At 62.3% G+C, this 19,201-nt stretch carries 22 protein-coding genes; 16 read left to right on the top strand and 6 right to left on the bottom strand.

Annotated features, from left to right (window positions below):
* Positions 1–389 precede the first annotated feature (389 nt).
* A complete protein-coding gene (ybaK, locus tag BN1233_RS10165; RefSeq protein ID WP_046863452.1) occupies positions 390–863 on the top strand; it encodes a Cys-tRNA(Pro) deacylase in 474 nt (157 codons plus the stop codon).
* Between the two features lie 495 nt (positions 864–1,358).
* Here ybaK and BN1233_RS46755 read toward each other — a convergent pair whose 3' ends face one another.
* Entirely contained in the window at positions 1,359–1,526 is a 168-nt protein-coding gene (locus tag BN1233_RS46755) for a hypothetical protein (protein ID WP_154678261.1), read from the bottom strand.
* Positions 1,523–1,849 carry a GreA/GreB family elongation factor gene (locus tag BN1233_RS50500; RefSeq protein WP_046863451.1) on the bottom strand — a complete coding sequence of 109 codons (327 nt, stop codon included), beginning with the start codon at positions 1,847–1,849 and terminating at the stop codon, positions 1,523–1,525. Before BN1233_RS50500 ends, BN1233_RS46755 begins: the two co-directional genes overlap by 4 nt.
* 632 nt (positions 1,850–2,481) lie before the next feature.
* On the opposite strand from BN1233_RS50500, the gene BN1233_RS10155 reads away from it, so the two are divergent.
* Positions 2,482–3,393 carry a CBS domain-containing protein gene (locus BN1233_RS10155; protein ID WP_187144272.1) on the top strand — a complete coding sequence of 304 codons (912 nt, stop codon included), beginning with the start codon at positions 2,482–2,484 and terminating at the stop codon, positions 3,391–3,393.
* A gap of 254 nt (positions 3,394–3,647) precedes the next feature.
* Here BN1233_RS10155 and speB read toward each other — a convergent pair whose 3' ends face one another.
* Positions 3,648–4,622: an agmatinase gene (gene speB / locus BN1233_RS10150; protein WP_046863450.1), complete on the bottom strand. Its 975-nt coding sequence runs from the start codon at positions 4,620–4,622 to the stop codon at positions 3,648–3,650.
* 379 nt (positions 4,623–5,001) lie between these two features.
* On the opposite strand from speB, the gene BN1233_RS10145 reads away from it, so the two are divergent.
* Positions 5,002–5,694, top strand: coding sequence for a Crp/Fnr family transcriptional regulator (locus BN1233_RS10145; RefSeq protein ID WP_046863449.1), 693 nt, complete (start codon positions 5,002–5,004; stop codon positions 5,692–5,694).
* A gap of 232 nt (positions 5,695–5,926) precedes the next feature.
* Here BN1233_RS10145 and BN1233_RS10140 read toward each other — a convergent pair whose 3' ends face one another.
* Complete coding sequence (locus tag BN1233_RS10140) at positions 5,927–6,583, bottom strand: CGNR zinc finger domain-containing protein (protein WP_046863448.1); 657 nt, start codon at positions 6,581–6,583, stop codon at positions 5,927–5,929.
* Between the two features lie 63 nt (positions 6,584–6,646).
* Between BN1233_RS10140 and BN1233_RS10135 the strand changes: the two genes are divergently transcribed.
* Positions 6,647–7,759: a branched-chain amino acid ABC transporter substrate-binding protein gene (locus tag BN1233_RS10135; protein WP_046863447.1), complete on the top strand. Its 1,113-nt coding sequence runs from the start codon at positions 6,647–6,649 to the stop codon at positions 7,757–7,759.
* A 136-nt stretch (positions 7,760–7,895) separates the two neighbouring features.
* On the opposite strand, the gene BN1233_RS49585 is transcribed toward BN1233_RS10135, so the two are convergent.
* Entirely contained in the window at positions 7,896–8,339 is a 444-nt protein-coding gene (locus BN1233_RS49585) for a cupredoxin domain-containing protein (RefSeq protein WP_244470665.1), read from the bottom strand.
* 208 nt (positions 8,340–8,547) lie between these two features.
* Between BN1233_RS49585 and BN1233_RS10125 the strand changes: the two genes are divergently transcribed.
* Positions 8,548–9,729 carry an NnrS family protein gene (locus BN1233_RS10125; protein ID WP_046863445.1) on the top strand — a complete coding sequence of 394 codons (1,182 nt, stop codon included), beginning with the start codon at positions 8,548–8,550 and terminating at the stop codon, positions 9,727–9,729.
* Positions 9,730–9,789: 60 nt separating this feature from the next.
* On the opposite strand, the gene BN1233_RS46750 is transcribed toward BN1233_RS10125, so the two are convergent.
* Entirely contained in the window at positions 9,790–10,044 is a 255-nt protein-coding gene (locus tag BN1233_RS46750; protein WP_147707113.1) for a hypothetical protein, read from the bottom strand.
* Positions 10,045–10,110: 66 nt separating this feature from the next.
* Here BN1233_RS46750 and BN1233_RS10120 point away from each other — a divergent pair, with 66 nt between their 5' ends.
* The 11 genes from BN1233_RS10120 to BN1233_RS49095 form a co-directional block, all read left to right on the top strand.
* Positions 10,111–11,253, top strand: a complete 1,143-nt coding sequence (locus BN1233_RS10120; RefSeq protein WP_046863444.1) for a glycosyltransferase family 61 protein — start codon at positions 10,111–10,113, stop codon at positions 11,251–11,253.
* Complete coding sequence (locus BN1233_RS10115; RefSeq protein WP_048707656.1) at positions 11,246–12,190, top strand: alginate O-acetyltransferase AlgX-related protein; 945 nt, start codon at positions 11,246–11,248, stop codon at positions 12,188–12,190. Before BN1233_RS10120 ends, BN1233_RS10115 begins: the two co-directional genes overlap by 8 nt.
* Before the next feature lie 129 nt (positions 12,191–12,319).
* Positions 12,320–12,511 (top strand): DUF6494 family protein, encoded by a 192-nt coding sequence (locus BN1233_RS10110; protein ID WP_046863443.1) that lies wholly within the window; start codon positions 12,320–12,322, stop codon positions 12,509–12,511.
* Between the two features lie 450 nt (positions 12,512–12,961).
* The gene (locus BN1233_RS10105) at positions 12,962–13,606 is read left to right on the top strand and encodes a DUF47 domain-containing protein (RefSeq protein WP_046863442.1); all 645 of its coding nucleotides are present in this window, start codon (positions 12,962–12,964) and stop codon (positions 13,604–13,606) included.
* Positions 13,607–13,626: 20 nt separating this feature from the next.
* Positions 13,627–14,631, top strand: coding sequence for an inorganic phosphate transporter (locus BN1233_RS10100; RefSeq protein ID WP_046863880.1), 1,005 nt, complete (start codon positions 13,627–13,629; stop codon positions 14,629–14,631).
* 50 nt (positions 14,632–14,681) lie between these two features.
* Positions 14,682–15,143 carry an NUDIX hydrolase gene (locus BN1233_RS10095; RefSeq protein ID WP_046863441.1) on the top strand — a complete coding sequence of 154 codons (462 nt, stop codon included), beginning with the start codon at positions 14,682–14,684 and terminating at the stop codon, positions 15,141–15,143.
* A gap of 437 nt (positions 15,144–15,580) precedes the next feature.
* On the top strand, positions 15,581–15,883 hold the full coding sequence (locus BN1233_RS10090) for a hypothetical protein (protein WP_046863440.1): 303 nt from the start codon (positions 15,581–15,583) through the stop codon (positions 15,881–15,883).
* 218 nt (positions 15,884–16,101) lie between these two features.
* Entirely contained in the window at positions 16,102–16,989 is an 888-nt protein-coding gene (locus BN1233_RS10085; RefSeq protein ID WP_147707110.1) for a PIG-L deacetylase family protein, read from the top strand.
* Entirely contained in the window at positions 16,983–18,014 is a 1,032-nt protein-coding gene (locus BN1233_RS10080) for a glycosyltransferase (protein WP_197094526.1), read from the top strand. The genes BN1233_RS10085 and BN1233_RS10080 overlap by 7 nt, the downstream gene beginning before the upstream one ends.
* Positions 18,011–18,940 carry a GNAT family N-acetyltransferase gene (locus BN1233_RS10075; protein ID WP_046863439.1) on the top strand — a complete coding sequence of 310 codons (930 nt, stop codon included), beginning with the start codon at positions 18,011–18,013 and terminating at the stop codon, positions 18,938–18,940. Before BN1233_RS10080 ends, BN1233_RS10075 begins: the two co-directional genes overlap by 4 nt.
* A 36-nt stretch (positions 18,941–18,976) precedes the next feature.
* Positions 18,977–19,201, top strand: a 225-nt coding sequence (locus BN1233_RS49095; RefSeq protein WP_210168213.1) for a hypothetical protein, incomplete at its 3' end; no start/stop codon positions are given.

Below are 19,201 nucleotides of genomic sequence, written 5' to 3'. Positions count from 1 at the left end.
ACCTCTACGTTCCGGGTGGAGAAGAGAGAATGGAGCAAGCCTGGTGTTGATGACCGGATCGTCGTCGACGCGGCTGCGCGGTCGTCGGAGATTAGTAGCGTCGCCATAAGAGTACGCCCCAGAGCCGCTATCTCCGCCGCGGAAAGATAGAGCCGCCATTGGGGCAAGCCCCTGATCGAACGTGAGAGGATCCGGCAGGTCGAGCCATGGACGCTCAGGCGGATGCGGAGTTAATAGCGGCACGGTCGCCTGCTGTCATGCTTCACCCACATGCTCAACAAAGGGCATATAAGCCTTGAGAACATGGTGCTTATTCTGCACTCGACAATTGCGCATCGCTTCGGGTTGCAGGGCTAAAAAAGGGACCCGACTCCGGAGAATGGATCATCATGGCACGGACAACCCCTGCAACGCTGGCGCTGCGTAGCCGGGGGATCGACTTCGAGATCCTCACCTATGCATACGATTCCGACGCTGACCGTGTGGGCCTCCAGGCCGCCGAAGCGATCGGAGAATCTCCTCATCGGGTCCTGAAGACGCTGATCGCCCAGGTGGATGGAAAGCCCGTCTGCTTGATCGTGCCTTCGGACCGGGAAGTCAGCATGAAGAAGTTGGCCGCGATCTTCGGCGGGAAGAGCGCCGGGATGCTGCCAGTCGCCGATGCGGAGCGACTGACGGGCTACAAGGTGGGCGGCGTCAGTCCCTTCGGGCAGAAGCGCAAGCTCCCGACCGTGATCGAGGAGAGTGCGGCTACCGAGCCGTATGTCTACGTGAACGGTGGGCAACGCGGTCTCCAGCTCCGCCTTGCACCAATGGATGTCAGGAAGGCGACGGACGCCCAACTTGCATCTATCTCAGCCTGATCGGCAGAGGCAGCTTTTAGACAGCCGCTTACGCGAAGCCTGCCAGCCCAAGGGACACCGACAGCGGGCCCTTCACGAGCCTGTGCGCTCCTCACTCTGGGAGCTCTCGTACACCTGCACGATTGCCTCACGGGGCTATATCCGCAGCACGTCGCCCAGGTCGACACCTGCACTGTCGACCGTGATGACGGGACGTCCTGCCGCAAATGGCATGATCACTCTTCCGCAGAACGCATATTGCGGATTGTCTTTCGCGCGGCCCGAATCCAATCCCTCAGCAAACCTGCATCCTGTCTGTCGAACGCCGCCGGTCGCCTCAGGTCGTCGAAGATGTCACCCAGGCGGACTCGCTCGTACCTTCCGCAGATCTATCTATCCGCCTCCGAGGGCGAGTCGGCGCTCAGAAGCGAGCCAAATGCCTGTCCTGCACTCTCGCCGGCCCATCCGACTTGTCTCCGGCCGCACACCGTTGCATTCGCAAGGCTCCGGTGCAGCTCACGGGCCATACAGGAAGGCCATGGCGGTTGTCGCAGCCCGGTAGGTCTCCTGCACCTTGCCGTCCGCCAGCATCAGGACCGCGGACGCGGCAAGGCCCACCGTGGCGACCTTGAGCAGAAGCAGTGCGTCTTCGATGTCCATCTGCCGTGATCGGAACTCGTTCATAACCGTATCCTCCTTTCCGGCTGACTGTCGATGTCGAGCACCCTGAGCCATCGCTCCTCGCCAGTGGCGCTGTGCCACCGCACCGACTGTCCCGCCGCCATGCCGATCAGCGCTGCCCCGAGGGGGGACAGCACCGAAATCCGGCCGGAGTCGCCATCCTCCGGTATGGCGTTCTGGAGGTGGCGATCCCAGCAAGGCGGGCATAGTCGGTTGAGATCGTCGGGATGTCGTGGTTTTCGCGCATGGCGCCTTTCTTGATAGGCATCATCACCCGAGCATCGGATCGCTCGGCCCGGTTCTTGGGGATCACAAGCACATCGCAAAGAATTCGTCCGCGCGCTTACGAAGTTGAACCGAGTAGTGCGATGTTCCCAAAGCGCAAGACAGGCGTCATGCGCCCGGGATTACGCGCCTGACTTGAGGCGCGTGGCGCGGTCAGTCAGGCGAATGTTGTGCGATAACCTGAACGTAGCATCTTCAGCATGGGATCATGTCGCCGAATTTTCAAGGACTGCAAAGGCTTGCCCTGAATGCGGTGAGGAGCACGTTGTCTCCGCTGCTGCGGAACGACGGTCACTCTGCGTCAACATCGAATATCCGCACCAGTGACGGATATGCAGCGGCCGATCCTTCGCGGGAGATATGCTGAACGGGTCCGACTCCGAGCGAGAGCGCTGGGACCCAGGTCTCCGCAGGATCATGTGCGCCCGCCCAAGCTTGTTTTTGCGCAGCTTCTACATACCTTAAGGAGGTCATGAACACGCTGCATCAATTTATGGGACCCCGCACGGGGCGTCTTCCCGCAGGCTATTAGCCCCCGGAGGCCGGCTCGCCTAGCGCGCCAATCCGCCCTTCGGGGTTCATGACCTACTCCATCCCGAAATCCACACCCGACGCGCACGCGACGGAAGCCTCGTGCTTCGCAGCGATCCATGCCGTTTTGAAGGAGAACAGATTGAACGCTGACTACCGCCGACCATTCACCCCTTTCTCGCCGCACCTCCTCCTCACTGCCGCTAACGCCAATTATCCCGTCCGTGACCGCATCTCCCTGTGGCCATGGGGCATGCGCAGGAAGGCCTTGGAGGAGGCCGCACGAATGGAGTTGGATACGGCGGAAGTCGTGCGCTTAGAGCCGCAGCGCTCCATCCATATCCCAGCGAGGTCGGCCGGAGCGCCTCCCGCCACCGTTGCCGATATCATGACCCGCGAAGTGGTCTCGGTATTGCCGGACACCCCCATTCATGAGATCGCGAACACGCTGCTCGAGAAGCGCATTCGCGCCGTGCCGGTCACCGATTCCAAAGGACGCCTGTTAGGAGTGGTGAGCGAGGCCGACCTGATACGCCGGGTCGAACTCGGCACCGATGAGGATGGATCCTGGTGGCGCAAGGTTTTCCGGGATGCCAGCACAGCGGCTGTGGACTATGTCAGGTCGCACGGTCGGCGCGCCCGCCACGTGATGACAGCCCGCCCGGTTACCACCACCGCCGACACACCATTGCACGAGCTCGCGCGAGCTCTCGGGAAACGGCGTCTTCGATGGCTGCCGGCTGTCGCGGGCGACCACGTCATCGGGGTTGTCAGTCGCAGCGACCTCGTCAGGGCGCTGGCACGCCTGAGCGTGCCTCGGGATCCGGGACCGAGGTCGGACGAGGCTGTCCGCAAGGACCTCGAGGCGCGCATCGGGGGGATCCTGTCAGGGCCGAAGCTCATCAGCGTCACGGTGCACAAGGGCGACGTAAACCTCTGGGGGCTCGTGTCTTCGGGGGAGGAGCGGGCAGCGCTGCACGTTGCAGCGGAGAACACGCCGGGGGTCCGGGCGGTGAACGACCAAATGTTCACCCGGCCGTCTTCCATGTCGTGACGAGTGAGGATGTGACTTTGAAGGAGATGCGCATGAACCGCAATCGATCGAATGACCAAGCCCTGGATAAAACCTTGCGGGTGAGCGACCCGATGCCGATCATCCGCGGCTAACCGAGAGCCAGGGATATCCGGCGTCGACCACGCACGCCGCGCAGCGACCGCGCGGCGTGCGGAGAGACAGAATGAGACATGCGATCTCAACTGACACTGCCGCGCAGCATGGTGCGTGCCTTTGCATCGCACGGTTCGTGATCAACTCTGTGCGCTTGCCTCGCGTGCGGCGGCGACCTGCTTGGCGATGAGGCAGGTCAGCTCAAACATCATGGTCGCGCCGGCGAGGGCCGTCATGCCGCCGACGTCGAAGGGCGGCGCGACCTCGACCACGTCGGCCCCGACAATCCGCACGCCATCGATCAGTCGCACCATCTGTTGCGCCTCGCGCGTGCTGAAGCCGCCGATCTCGGGCGTTCCCGTGCCGGGCGCCATGGAGGGATCGATGCTGTCGATGTCGAACGAGACGTAGGTCGGGCCTGCGCCCACGATCGACCGTGCCTCGGCCATCACCTGGACGGGGCCCCGATCCAGGAATTCCTCGATGTAGATGACCCGGATGCCCTGGCCGCGCGCCCAGTCGTGCTCGCCGGGATCATAGATGGAGCCGCGAATGCCAATCTGGACCACCCGCCTGGGTTCGAGCACACCCTCCTCGATGGCCCGGCGGAAGGGCGTGCCGTGGGTATACCTGTTGTCGCCGAAATAGGTGTCGTTGGTGTCGGAATGCGCGTCGAAATGGATCATGCCGACCGGCTCGCGGCGAGCGAGGGCGCGCAGGACGGGAAGGGTCGTCAGATGGTCGCCGCCGGCGATCAAGGGCACGGCACCGTGACCCATGATCTCGGCGATGCCAGCCTCGATGCGCGCCAGGGTATCCTTCAGATCGATCGGGTTCACCGAAACGTCCCCGACATCGGCGATGCGCGCGAGGGAAAAGGGCGCGAGGCCCGAGACGTGATGTACGCGCCGCATGAGCGTGGACTGGTTGCGGATCTCGCGCGGGCCGTGCCGCGCGCCGGCCCGGTTCGTGGTGCCGCCGTCCCACGGAATGCCCACGAGCGCGATATCGAGACCGGCCGCCGACGGGACGTACGGAAGCCGCATGAAGGTCGGCAGGCCGGCGAATCGAGGCACGACGGCAGCATCAACGGGTTGGAATGTCTCGTATGTCATGTGCTGGAACTTCCTTATCCGAGGTACGCACCGAGCGGTCAGGTCGATGACCTTTGTCGCTTCCGGCGATAGCTTTCGCAACTACACGTCGCGACTGAGCGCCCGGGCTCGGCCAAGGATCTCCTCAACGTGGTTATCCATTCCCGCGAGCGACGCGGTCATGCGGGTCGAGGTGTCCGTTGGGCCAGCGGAATGAGGCGCCGGGCGCAATCCGATTTGATATGCAACAAAGCAGCCCACCGTCCGCTGAGCGACAAGCTACGCTTGAGGCTCTGCACGGCGCCAATGAGCGGGTTACTGGATTGTTCTCTTTTTGAGCGATGTCACTCATGAATATACTGTCGGAGTTCTACCGACAGTTGCTGATTTGGCGCGACCCATGTCCGGCGACGCGGCGATAGGCTTGCTTGCGGGCCTGGACCCCGAGTTTGCCGGGAGCCTCCTCGAGCAGGCGGAGCGGCGCATCCTCCAAGCTGACGAAGTGATCTTCACGGAAGGAAGTCCCGCGCAAGCGGTGCATGTCCTCGTGTCGGGCGCCGCCCGGCTGGTCCAGACCACGCCCGACGGTGCGCGAGTCATCATCAAGCACGTTATTCCTGGCGAGATCTTCGGTAGTCCTGCCCTGCTGAACGGGAGCTATCCGGTGGACGCCGTGTCCGTCACCGACAGTGTCGAACTGCAATGGCCATCACAACTCATTCAAGACGTCGTCACCGGACATCCACCCATAGCACTGAACGTCATCCGCGATCTCGAGGTGCGCCTGCGTGAGATGGAAAGCAGAGTCAGGGATTTGTCGAACGAGCCTGTCGAGCAAAGGCTGGCGCGCACGACCCTCAGGCGCGTCGACAAGTTTGGTGGTCAAGGCCCGGGTGGCGGCGAAATTCCGTTCCCGGTCAGCCGCCAGGATCTGGTCGATCTGATCGGCTGCACGCTGCATACGGCCAGCCGGACTCTTCAGGCCTGGGAGGCACAGCGCCAGATCAGGCGACGTCGGCGGCGCCCGGTGGTCGCCGACGTGGATGCCGTGGCGAAGATCCTGGAAGCGCCTTCCCCCTCGAAGCAGAAATAACGGCAACGGATTTGGGTTCTTGCTCATCGCGGGAGAGTTTGAGGTTGGCGGTCAGGCCATCCGGCGCGAGCGTGGCATAGATGCGCGCAACCTTGAACGCCACGCGCTCGAAATGCGGCGCTTCTGTCGTCCCATCGAGCGACAGTGCGATGTGCCGGAAGTGCCGTGCCGTGGGCATGAGACTACCTCCCCATATCTTCGGCGGAGATGATCCGATGAAGGTCTGCCCGTGCTAACGATCACCGTTGCCCGATCTCATCCTCCGGGCAAAGCGCCTCGCCTTTGCCCGGTTGCCGCAGACCGACATCTCGCACCAGCGCCGGCTCTTGTTCTTGGTGAGGTCGAAAAAAACCCATCCGCAATGCTCGCCGGCGCATTGCTTGATCCGCGACAAATCACTCTCCCGTAAGAGCCCCGTGGCGGAGAGGGCCACCGGACCGAGCAATATGTCGGGCCGCGGCGGGTCGATCGGCCAGGTCCAGCGGAAACCCTCTGCATTGGGCGAGAGTTCCGCAGCCGCGATCGCCCGCGCGCAGGAGTCCTTGATCACGGCGAGATCGGCTTGGGCCGGCCCAACCCCATGGGCCAATGCCGATATGACCCGGTGAATCGCTTCGCGTAAGGCAAGCGCATCTTCGAGCAAGCTCCCGAAGGCCGGATCCCTCTCGGCGAGCCTGTCCATGAGCCGTCGCGCCGTCCGGCTGTCGACTATGCCAGCGTGTTCCGCCCACAAAATGACGTGTTCAGGCGCGCGCAGATGCTCAAGATGGCTGTCGCTGCCGCGCCCGCTCGCGGTGTTGGCGAAATCCAACGCCAGCGCCCCGCCGATCAGGCCAAGCGAATCGGCACGCGATGGCGCGCTGGGACAATATTCGGAATTGATAACCATCAAAAGCCGTTTTACTGGTTATGCGGCGCATCGCAATCCCCCGCGCCTCATGGGAGGTGACCCATGCTGTTCCCTCGACTCCTTCTCGCTCTGTCGCTGACCGCCGGCCTCGCCGGACCGGCCTCGGCTGACATTCTCATGGCCATCAATGGCCCAATGACCGGCTCCTACGCGATCTTCGGCGACCAGATGAAGCGTGGTGCCGAATTCATCGTCGATCGGCTGAACGCCAAAGGCGGCGTGCTCGGCCAGAAGATCGCGATCATGGTCGGAGACGATGCCTGCGACCCGAAACAGGCCGTGGCCGTCGCCAACAAGGCCGCGACGGCCGGCGCCAAGGTGGTCATCGGGCACTACTGCTCCGGCTCGTCCATCCCAGCTTCGGATGTTTATCACGAGAACGACATCCTTCAGATCTCGCCCGCCTCCACAAACCCGAAACTCACCGACGACGCGGCCACGAAAGGCTGGAAGAACGTCTTTCGCACCTGTGGGCGGGACGACTACCAGGGCGTGATCGCCGGCCGGTGGATTGCGGAGCACTTCAAGGACAAGAAGATCGCGATCCTCCACGATCGGTCGCCCTACGGCAAAGGCCTGGCCGATGCCACCAAGGCAGAACTCAACAAACTCGGTGTGAAGGAAGCGCTCTACGAAGCCTATAATCCGGGCGAGAAGGACTACTCTGCCATCATCTCGCGCCTGAAATCGCTCGGCGCCGACATGGTTTATATCGGCGGTTATCACACTGAGGTCGGGCTCATGCTGCGCCAGGCCCGCGACCAAGGCTTCAACGCCCAGTTCATGTCGGGTGACGCCAACGCAACCGACGAATTGCTGGGCATTGCTGGCCCTGCGGTCGAGGGTTTTCTGTTCACCTTCGGGCCTGACCCGCGCAAGAATCCCGCCGCGAAGGAAACGGTGGAGGCCATCAAAGCTCAGAACTTCGAACCAGAAGGCTACACCCTCTACACAGTCGCAGCAGTTCAAGTCTGGGCCGACGCCGCTGAGAAAGCCGGGACGGTGGACATGCCGAAGATTGCCGAGGCGATCAGAGGCCACAGCTTCGACACGGTGCTCGGCACGCTCGCCTTCGATCAGAAGGGCGACATAAAGGATCCGAAGTACGTGCTCTACGAATTCAAGAACGGGAAATACTCGGAAGTCGGCCCGTAAGGCTCAGTCGCGGATCTGAACGAGCACGGCGGCGAGATGATCAGCTTCACAGCCGCGATCGCGGTCTGGCGGCCGTGATCACCCCAGGGTGCGCAGGGCTGTAGGCGGTGCAGCCTGGGGCGCGGGTCAAGCAGGCCTATGTCATCTTCGATGTCGCGGAAGACATCGCCGAATCCAGGGGTGCGCATCCCGGATCCGCTAGAAGAAAAAGCCCGGGCGTAGGCCCAGGCCTTGGCGGCTTGGAGGAGGGGGGCGGGTCAGTGGCCGCCGGCAGCTTGCGCGGCGCGCTGCGGGATGGGGTCCTGGAACACGCTCGGGGGTCGGGTCCCTCGACCTCGAGGATGCCGGCCAGGCCGCGCTCGACCCGGCTCAGGGCATGGTCGACGAGCACATACCGGCCCGGCACCTCGAGCTTGAACTCCACCACCGCGGCCCCGCCCGGCGGCGTCGTGATCGTCTGGACGTCGCTCAGCGGCGCGGCCGTGAGCGAGCCCATGCTGTAGACCCGATCGAAGATCTCGCCGATGACGTGGAACGACGAGGTGTAGTTCGGGCCCCCCACTCCAAAGTAGAGCCGCACCGTCTCGCCAACCCGGGCCTTGAGCGGGAGGCAACACCAACGGGCTCAGCAATTTCGTTGTTGTGACAAGTATCGCTGCGGCGCTGCGACCGTGCGGTTTTTCGCATGGCGATCTCCGGCATCCATCCCGAGCCAGCAGGGTCCAATGTCGGATCGAAGCACTATGTAACAAGATGGAATTTGTTCACTTCCAACGATTGAGGCTGTGATGGCGCCTATCCCCAGGTTGCGGGACTATAAAGGTCCCGCGCTGCTCTCATACGGATTTCGTCCATTCTTCCTATTCGGATCGCTGTATGCTGGCCTCGCAATCCTCGTCTGGCTTCCTGCGTTTTACGGCGAAATCGAAATCTCGACGGTATTCACTCCGCGGGATTGGCACGTCCACGAGATGCTCTATGGCTATCTAAGCGCAGTCATTACCGGGTTCCTGCTCACATCGGTTCCGAACTGGACCGGGCGCCTCCCTATCCAGGGCAGACCGCTTCTGGTTCTGGTACTGGCCTGGGTTGCCGGTCGCATTGCGGTGACCACCTCGGCATGGATCGGGTGGTTTCCGGCGGCGCTGATCGATCTCTTTTTTCTTGCACTCGTCGCCGCTGCCACCGCGCGCGAGATCATCAAGGGGCGGAACTGGCGGAACCTGAAAGTTCTGGTCATTGTCGCTGTCCTCCTTGCAGGCAATGTCATCTTTCACGTGGAGTCGCATGTTGATGGTGTGGCCGATTACGGTGTTCGGATCGGAATCGGCGCGAGCATCATGCTCATCATGCTGATCGGCGGCCGTATCGTGCCGAGCTTCACGCGCAACTGGCTCGCTCGCGAGAATCCGGGGCGGCTGCCCGCATCCTTCGGGACCTTCGACGTCATCACGCTGATCTGCGCCGGGGCAGCCCTCGTGGTCTGGGTAGTAGCCCCGGATTGGGCGATCACCGGGGCCGCACTGATCGCCTCGGGCGTTCTCCAGGCGGTGCGTCTCGCGCGCTGGGCCGGGGACCGCACCTGGCGCGACCGCCTCGTGCTCATCCTGCACGTCGCCTATGCCTTCGTTCCGCTCGGCTTCATCCTGGTCGGTGCATCCTCGCTGGGGCTCGTACCCGCGAGCGCCGGCATTCACGCCTGGACCGGTGGCGCAATCGGCGTCATGACCCTTGCCGTCATGTCCCGCGCGAGTCTCGGGCACACCGGGCGATCGCTCGCTGCAACGGCGTCCACGCAGGCCATCTATGCACTGGCGGTCCTCGCAGCATTGACGCGGGTTTGCGCTGCGCTCGAGCCGCAATGGAACACCCTTTTGCTGCATGCCGCTGGACTTGCCTGGGTGGCGGCCTTCCTCGGGTTCGTGGCCGCATATTGGAAGATCTTGACCGGTCCCCGCTTGGAGAGGTGAACAGATGGCTCACGCCCGATCGGGCTGGCGGAGATCCTTGGAGTTAGCAGAACTGGCGCGTCATAGCGCGCCGTTTGCTGTGCCCTTATCCTGATCGGGAAGTCCGATGGAAACGATACCGTGGTCGGCGGCGGCGGATACGACGTCATACATCTTGTAGACAGGTCGGCGGAGTAGTGCGCCGGAATCGCGGTGGACTCCGCGTCGGATCGGATCACGGTCACCTTTGGTGACCAGTCGATCGAGCTGCATGGTATTGCCAGGATCATTTTCACCGACGGCGATACCATTCTCTAGGTCCGAATCTTCTCTCATGACCCTCAGATCTGCGGCGGCTCTTTTGGTGGATCAGAACATGTTGGCTCAACGGCGCGAGAAGTCATGCCTGAAGCATCACGCTCTCTCGCTTCATTGACCGGCCAGCGTGGACTCCAGCCCGCGCTCGGTGCGTCCGATCTCCTCTGGACATTCGCGGAACCGGAGACCTGGCTCGTTCCGGCAGCCGACTCCGTATTCGGAGAGAGCGATCGCAATTATCTTCAGGTCTGCCGTGCGTTCAAGACGACGCGCAGAGCGACCTCCGTCCGTGTATTTGCCGCCGTTCTGAAAGACGTCTTCGTCAGCCCGTCAGGTGTGGTGTTCCGGAAGGACGGAAGCCTGATCTACGAGAGCGTCGCGCCCTGGCAGATCGAGAATTTCGTGGGCCAGTTCGCCCAGAGCATCAGTCGGCGTGCGGACGGCGTCTATGAATCGAGACTTCCGGCGCCGGATGCCTTGATCAGAGTGCCCTTGGCCGTCCACGTCCGTGAGGGTGGCGAGATCGGGTATTTTCATTTCATCAACTCGATCCTGCCCCGGATCGGATTGCTGAGGCGTATAACGACGCCCGACCGTCCCGAAATTCTGGTGAGCCAGCGCCAGCCGTTTGCACGGGACTTGCTGCAGGACCTGGATGTCGAAGCATCGGAGCTGACGGGCCACTGGCTGCAGGCTGACACGCTCGTCTATCTATCGCCTTTCACGTTTCAGGGCGACCATTTTACCCGGCCGCGCTTCGGCTCCCAGCTCATCAGGGAGGCCCTCCAACCAGTCATGCCGCCCAGAGGGGGAGCGCGGCGTATCTATCTCAGCCGATCCGACGCATCGGTGCGGCGCCTCGCGAACGAAGATGAAATTTCTCCAATTCTCGAGGAATTCGGCTTCGAGACTCTTGCAATCGACAGTATGCCCATTCGCGGTCAGATGCAGCTCTTCGCCGAGGCATCACATCTTCTCTCCGTTCACGGTACGGGGCTCTCGAACATGATCTTCATGCCCGAAGACGCGACGATCACGCAGATCGTAAGTCCGTCACGCCTTTGGCCAACCTTCCGAATGCTCGCGGCGAGACACAATCAGCGTTATCACGCCGTGATTGGGACGCCCGTAGCCTCGTCCGATACATCAACGAGAGGCGAGGGGAATGAGGATTTCTGCTGCGATCCGCAGATGCTTCGGATGAGCTTGAGGCAGGTTTATGGCTGAGCAGGAACAGGTTTTGGCCGGAGGCCAACTCAAGGTGCTCCATGGCAAGGCCGGGTGGTTGTTCCTCCACAACGATTCCAATGCGGTCGTGCGGCAACATGCCGGAGAGCGCCTCTTTGCACCCGGATCTCTCGATCTCTGGCGTCGTACTCTGGACATGCGCGCCTCCTGCCGGGTCAGGAGGATCGCCTATGTCAAGATGATCGCGCCAGACACTCATGCGATCTATCCCGAATATCTCCCGGAAAGCCTCGTTCCGGCGCGGGTGCGGCCGATACATCAGCTGATCGATCATCTTCAGGCACGATCCGGCATTCCGTTGGTGTATCCCCTGGCTGAGCTTCAGGCGGCAAAATCGAGAGGTTTGGTCGGACATCAAACCGATTCTCATTGGAGCTCGTTCGGCGCGTTCGTCGGCTACCAGGCCTTGATGCAAGCGCTCGGTGCCGTTCTTCCGATTCTCGCGGAGGATCATGTCGAGTTCAGCAACAGAACCGGAGTGGGCGACCTCGGAGCGAAACTGTTCGAGCAGGCCATGGGCGCCTATTCGCATTGTTCCGTAAAGCGGCCACGAGCCCGATTGGTCTGGTCGAACGGTGTCCCGAACAGAGGCAATATCGCCCTCTGGGAGAGCAGGGATGCATCGCTTCCCACAGGGCTCCTGTGCTCGGACTCCTACGGGTATCATCTTCAGCCATTCCTCGCGGAGTCGTTCGGTCGGATGATGGCCGTCCATTCGCCGCTCATGGAACTGGAATTCATCGAGCGATACCGACCGGCTGTGGTCATCAACCTTCTCGCGGAGCGATTCATCCTCGTCGTGCCGGATGATCTCCGGGGCGAGGGAGCACTTATGCTCGTGCGCAGGAAGCGACCGGAAGCCGCCGCACCCTGGAGTGCAGCCATTCCAGGAATCCCTGAAGGGGCTCTTTCCTGAGCTACGTAGGCTGCCGGCATCCAGTTCACAGTCGGCATCGGCGCACGCTCCTTGAGCAATCGCCACAATGCTCTAGGGTGAGGTCTTGATGCCCGAATCGGCGAGTCGACCCTTCAGTCGGAGGCTGCAATGGATGAGGATCGCTTCAACATCGAGCTTCGGAAGTTTCTCAAAGAGGTCGGCGTCACCTCGCAACGTGAGATCGAACGTGTCGTTCGGGACGGAAAAGTTCAGGACGGCAAGCTCAAGCTCCGCATGACTCTGGTTGCCGAGAACGCGCCTCTCGAGCATGTCGTCGAGCGCACGATCGACGTGGGCTGAGCTGCGCGACGGATCGGCCCGCAGGTGCTGATGGCAGGGAACCGCAAGGACTTGCCATTCCGGACAGCGCTGGCGATGCGGATCGCGGCCCGTTTTCGGCTCCGAGGCAGGGAGGTCCTTGGTCGCCCGGCTTGACTGTCGGGCCACTCCGGCGCGGAGAGGGGCGTTTGCCGGAGGCGATCCATGAGCCGGGTCAGATGTCACGATCGGGACGAGTCGGTCCCGCGGGCCTTCTGGAGTAAGCCTCGCGGTGTGATTGCCCTTGCCCCTTCTTCCAGGGCCGGTTCTCCGAGGGCGGCCCGGTCCGGGTGGGACTTGTCCATGGCCCATTGGGTCGGCTGCCCGAGCGATTGGCTGTCGGAGGAGAGGGCTTTGAAGCCGACAGGGTGGTAGGAATGCGCCAGGCTGTCATGTATGACGACAGCCCATCACCACCCGTCGAGGCTGCTCATGGTCGCCTGGTTTCGAGCGTTCCTGCCGAAAGAGGAGCGCTTCTTCACCCATTTCAACAACCACGCGCAGATAGTCGTTGCGGGCGCCGAAGCGCTCAGGAGCCTGCTCGACGGCGGTGACGAGGTTCCGCATTACTGTCAGGTGATCAAGGCCAGAGAGAACGAAGCGGACGAGATCACCCATGAGGTCCTGCTCGCGGTGCGGCGTACGTTCATCACGCCATTCGATCGAGGAGACATCAAGGACCTTATCAACGCGATGGACGATGCCATCGACCAGATGCACCAGACCGCAAAGACGATCATGCTGTTCGAGGTGCGATCGTTCGAGCCGGAAATGCGAGAGATGGGCGATCTCATAGTACAGGCCGCTCGCCTGATGGCCGAGGCGGTCCCGCTGCTCGCCTCGATCAACAAGCAGGCCGCGCGCCTTGGAATCCTGACGGACGAGATCACCCATATCGAGGGGCGCGCCGACGATATTCACGACGAGGGATTACGAAAGCTCTTTCACGCGCACCGCCACAATGACCCGATGGCCTATATCGTCGGTACCGAGCTCTATAGCCGGCTCGAGCGAGTGATGGACCGGCTCGAGGACGTTGCGAATGAGGTCCACGGCATCGTGATCGAGAACGTGTAGAGAGCATGGGACGCACGCTGATGGATGCCGCCCTGACATTTCCTCTGCTCCTCGGCCTGATCGCAGTAGCCCTTCTGTTCGACTTCCTCAACGGCTTGCATGATGCAGCGAATTCGATCGCGACGATCGTCTCGACTCGCGTGCTGCGACCGCAATATGCGGTAGGATGGGCGGCCTTCTTCAATTTCATCGCGTTTCTATTCTTCGGTCTTCACGTCGCTCAGACCATCGGTACGGGCATCGTTGCACCCGATCTCGTCGACCATCGTGTCATCTTCGGTGCATTGATGGGCGCCATCTCGTGGAATGTCATCACGTGGTGGGCCGGCATTCCCTCGAGCAGTTCGCATGCATTGATCGGCGGGCTCGTCGGAGCAGGGGTGGCGAAGGCCGGACTGGACTCAATCGTCTGGTCCGGCCTGGGGAAGACTACAGCTGCGATCGTGCTGTCGCCTTTGACCGGCTTTGTTCTGGCGCTCGTGCTGGTCTTTATCGTGTCATGGCTATTCCTCAAGTCCACACCCTACGCGGTCGATACCCTCTTCCGTTCGCTCCAATTCGTGTCCGCCTCGCTCTATTCGCTGGGACATGGCGGCAACGATGCCCAAAAGACGATGGGTATCATTGCGGTTCTGCTCTACTCGCAAGGCATGCTCGGGAGCGAATTCTACGTCCCGTTCTGGGTCGTGATCACCTGCCAACTCGCGATGGCGCTGGGTACCCTCTTCGGCGGGTGGCGGATCGTGCATACGATGGGATCCAAGATTACCCGCCTGACGCCCATGCAAGGTTTCTGTGCGGAGACCGGTGGCGCAATCACCTTGTTCATGGCAACCGGGCTTGGCGTCCCGGTTTCGACGACTCACACGATCACGGGTGCGATCGTCGGTGTGGGGGCGGCACGCCGGGCCTCGGCCGTACGGTGGAAGGTCGCGAGCCGCATCGTGGTGGCCTGGGTCGTCACGCTCCCGGCCACGGCTTTCATCGGCGCCGTGTTCTATGCTCTCGCGGGAGCTTTTTCCTGAGACTCCCATGACCATCATCGGGCCGATCTAGAATGGGTACAGTAGTACGGATGGCTGCTTCCAGTGAGAAATCCTTCAAGGTCCGGTTGCAGTACGCCTGTCTACCCTACCGTAGGAAGGCGGGAGGCGAGGTCGAGTTCATGCTCCTGACCTCCCGCGAAACGAAGCGCTGGGTCATTCCGAAGGGCTGGCCCATGAAGGGCAAGAAGCCTCACGCATCGGCCGCGCGGGAGGCCCTGGAGGAGGCAGGCCTCGTTGGCAAGGTGGGCCGGGAGCCCTTGGGATCCTACGATTATCAAAAGCGGCTGAAGGGAGGGACGGCCGTGCCATGCCGCGTGGATGTCTTTCCCCTCGCGGTGAAGAGTCAGCGCAAGGACTGGCCCGAGAAGGGACAACGCACGCTCCGGTGGTTCAGCAGGGAGGAAGCCGTCGAGGCCGTCGATGAGCCGGAACTGCGGGATCTGATCAGGACGTTCGGCGAGCAGCTAGTGACGGCAGAGGGTGAGGGCTGATCGGGCGTGACTCTGTAGGCTTCGACTTTACGTTCTCGCTGTTATCGTGAGTGGAGAGAAGCAATCCAGGCTGAGGCCTCAGGATGAAGCACTTCGCTTTCGGGCCGTAAGGATGGAATACGTGGATCGTCTTGGGCTTGACGACCTTGGCTAGGGAGCCAGTCACAGGAATCGGAACCGAGTTGTCGGAGGGCGCTTACGGACCGTCGACGTGAAGCCGCAGCGTGGAAGGAGCCATACTGCGCAGGAAGCGCCCAAACTCGACCCGGAGAACGCCCCCGGGTCGCTCGCCTCGGCCCGGCTCAGCGGCCCCTAATCTTCCGGGTCAGTCACCTTCGCGCTCGCCGGATGGAACCTGTCGTCGGCCCTCAGGTTGAATGACTCGCTCGGGCCGATTGTAAGTCCTGCCAAATCTGGTTCTGGCATTGGAGGTCGCGATGGCTGAGACGACCACGGATCATGACACCATCCGGAAATGGGCTGAGAAGCACGGCGGAAAGCCGGCTGCAGTCGAACGAACCCATCAGAAGGGCGATGTCGGCATCATCAGGGTGATGTTCCCAAAGGCGCCGCAATCCGAGCACGACAATCTGGTCGAGATTTCCTGGGATGAATTCTTCAAGGAATTCGACAAACGGAAATTGGCGCTCCTGTATGAGCCCGATGGAATGTTCAGCAAAATCGTCGGGCGCGACACGGCCGAAAAGCGCGAGCATGGGGACCACAAAGCTGCTCGATAGCGATTGCATAATCGAGCGGAGCGGTGTGAAGCATGACGAAATCCGCGCATGATTACGGTTGCGCCGTTTGGCACAAATCCGGTGGCCTCGCAGAAACATGGGGCTCGGGTACTCCGCCGAAACGTGTGTATCCCATGTATTCGCTTCTAACCGGAGCAGGGTACTAACTCGAATATGCATCCAGTCTCTCGGCGAACTCGGAACACTCGTGAGATTGGGTGCATTCGGGCACGATTACCGTTCGGGCCAATGTCAGAGGCCGGGAGTTGATGGAGGATCAGGTGCGGGACGGCGTTCGCGGCGCACCGGAGCGTTCGTTGCTTCTTCAGAGGTCGGGAGAGCGGATCGCGGTCATCGCCGCTCATCCAGACGACGAGACGATCGGCGCCGGTGGGCATCTCCCTAGAATGGAGGATGTTCTTGTCCTGACCGTCACTGACGGGGCTCCCGCCGACGAGGCCGATTGGAAGGCGGCCAACTGCTCCCATCGCGACGAATACGCCGCCCTGCGCCGGGCAGAGCTCGTCTCGAGCATGGCCCTTGCGGGGATCTCGGCCGAGCGGCTGGAATGCTTTCACGTTCAGGATCAGCAGGCCTCGGCAAATATTGAAGCTATCGCGCTGCGCCTGGCCCGGTGGCTGCGCGAGCACGAAGTCGGCCTCGTGCTCACCCATCCTTTCGAGATGGGGCACCCCGATCACGACGCGGTGGCCCTCGCGGTGCACGCGGCCGTCGCTCTGAACGGGCGGAATGGCGGGGCTCCTCCACGCTTGGTGGAGTTCACGTCCTACCATCGCGGGCCGAGCGGAGAGCTCATTGCAGGTCTCTTCGCACCGGGAGGCGACCCGGGCGAAGTGCGCGACCTGGACGGGACCACCCGAACGCTCAAACGTCGGATGCTCGCAACATATCGAAGCCAAGCCCGGGTTCTTGCCCCGTTCCGCACCGATGTCGAGCGGTTCCGTCCGGCGCCGACCTATGACTTCACGGCACCGCCCCACGGCAGCGGCGCGTATTACGACATGTTCAACTGGGGCATGCGCTCGGAGCACTGGTTCTTGATCGCCGGAGAGGCCCTGAAAACTCTTGGACTCGGACCGTGCTGAGGGTCCTCAGTGTTGCTTTCCCATCTGCTCCCGTAAGCCCGGATGCAGTGGGCGGTGCGGAGCAGATTCTCAGTTCCCTTGACCGCGCATTGGTCATGGCCGGGCACGAGTCGCTCGTCATCGCCTGCGAAGGCTCGCAGGTGGCCGGCAGGCTGATCCCGGTACCGGCATCGGATGGGCTCATCGACGCGGCTGCGCGACAGCGGGTCCATGCGAAGCACCGGGAGGCGATCACCCACGCGCTCACGCGGAACAGGATCGATCTCGTTCACCTGCACGGCATCGACTTCTGGGCATATCTGCCAGCGCCGGGAGTGCCCGTCCTCGTCACCTTGCATCTGCCACCGTCATGGTACCCGCGAGAGGCGCTTTCGCCGAACAGGTCGAGCACCTGGTTGCATTGCGTTTCTCCGTCACAGCACCGGATGTGTCCTCCCTCGGCCGTCCTTCTGCCTCCGATCGAGAACGGCGTTTCGGTGGAAGAATTCGCCCGAGCGCGGCATGCCAAGCGGACCTTCGCGCTCGCTCTTGGCCGAATCTGCCCGGAGAAGGGCTATCATGTCGCGCTGGATGCCGCTCACCATGGGCGACGCCCACTGCTGATCGCCGGCCAAGTCTATCCCTATGGCGAGCACCACCGGTATTTCCACGAGGAGATCGAACCCAGGCTCGACCGGCACCGGCGCTTCCTGGGGCCGGTCGGCTTCGCTCGAAAGCGGCGCCTTCTCGCCGCCACACGTGCGCTTCTTATTCCCAGCCTAGTGGAAGAGACGAGTTCTTTGGTGGCCATGGAGGCGCTCGCCTCCGGCACGCCCGTCATCGCACTGCCGAATGGGGCTTTGGCGGATATCGTCGAGCACGGACGGACAGGTTTCCTGGTCCGCGATGCCCGGGAGATGTCCGATGCGATCGAGGCTGCGGGCAACGTTTGCCCCGAACGTTGCCGCAAAGTTGCCCGCGAGCGGTTTTCCATCCGGCAAATGGTCGACGAATATCTCCGTCTCTATCGATCGCTGGCCACATGACGAGAACGGAGATTCATTCCGATGTCGCCGGGCTGGAGGACAAGTGGTGGGATCTGTGGAACCGCGACGCTGCTGCGACCGCGTTCCAGAGCCCTGCCTGGCTCTTCCCGTGGCGTGCATATTTCAGCGAAGGAGAGAACCGAGTCCTGACGATCGCGCGTGGGCAGAAGCTCTTGGGGCTGCTTCCCCTGTTCCGCTACGAAGGCCGGTTGCTCCCGTGGGGGACCGGAACAACCGACTGGCTCGACGGCATTTTCGATCCTGATCTCGATCAGGCCGAACTGACGGATGCTCTGGGGCAGCTCACGGATGCGGTTGATCTCGTCCAGCTCCCCGCGACGTCGCCGCTGCTCGCGGCTCCTTTACCCGACGGCTGGACCGAGCGACGGGGGCCGAGTGAAACGTGTGTCGCTCTGCCCCTTCCGACACGGCTGCCGCGCAACATCGACGAGAACCTGCGCTACTATCGCCGCCGTGCCGCTCGTGCAGGAGTTTCCGAGCCGGAGCGAGCCTCGCCGATCGTCTTCGACGAGATCGTGGAGTTGCATACGCGGCGCTGGCGCGAGCGGGGGCAACCGGGCGTACTTTCCGATCCACGAGTCCTGGCCTGGCACCGAGACGCTCTGCCGGCACTCGAGGCCGCCGGGCTCTCGCGCCTCTACGTGCTCAGGTTCCGCGAACGGATCGTCGGAGGTCTCTACGTCCTGTGCTCGAAGCATAAGGTTTTCTATTACATCGGCGGCTTCGATCCGGACCTGGAACAGCTTGGATTGGGAACCATTCTGATCGGGCACGCCATCTGCGAGGCCGAGCGCGAAGGAGCGCGTGTCTTCGACTTTCTGCGCGGCCAGGAGGCTTACAAATATCGCTGGGGCGCCGCCGATCAGCCGAGTCAGGCGCGCTTCCTCCGCCCACCCGAGAGGTAGAACGCGAAGGCCCGTCATGATCGGGAAGAGCAGAGAGTGACAGACGCTCTGTCCGCCGCACCAAGCGGCGGTGAGTCCGACTTCACGATACGGGAGGGATATGAGGAAGAGATGAGGGACCGAGGTTACGAGCCCTCGACTCTGGCCTCCGCGAAGAAGAGCGGCCGCTCGACAGGTGATCCGGAGCCAGGTCCTGACGCGTTCGATCCTGCAGGAGAGGCTCCAATCCGATTTGGCGCGATGGCGACAAATCTTCTACGT

The organism is Microvirga massiliensis, assembly GCF_001006805.1.
GTDB classification, from domain to species: domain Bacteria; phylum Pseudomonadota; class Alphaproteobacteria; order Rhizobiales; family Beijerinckiaceae; genus Microvirga; species Microvirga massiliensis.
Note: the sequence above shows the minus strand (reverse complement) of the source record. Positions and strands in the feature narration are given on the sequence as shown.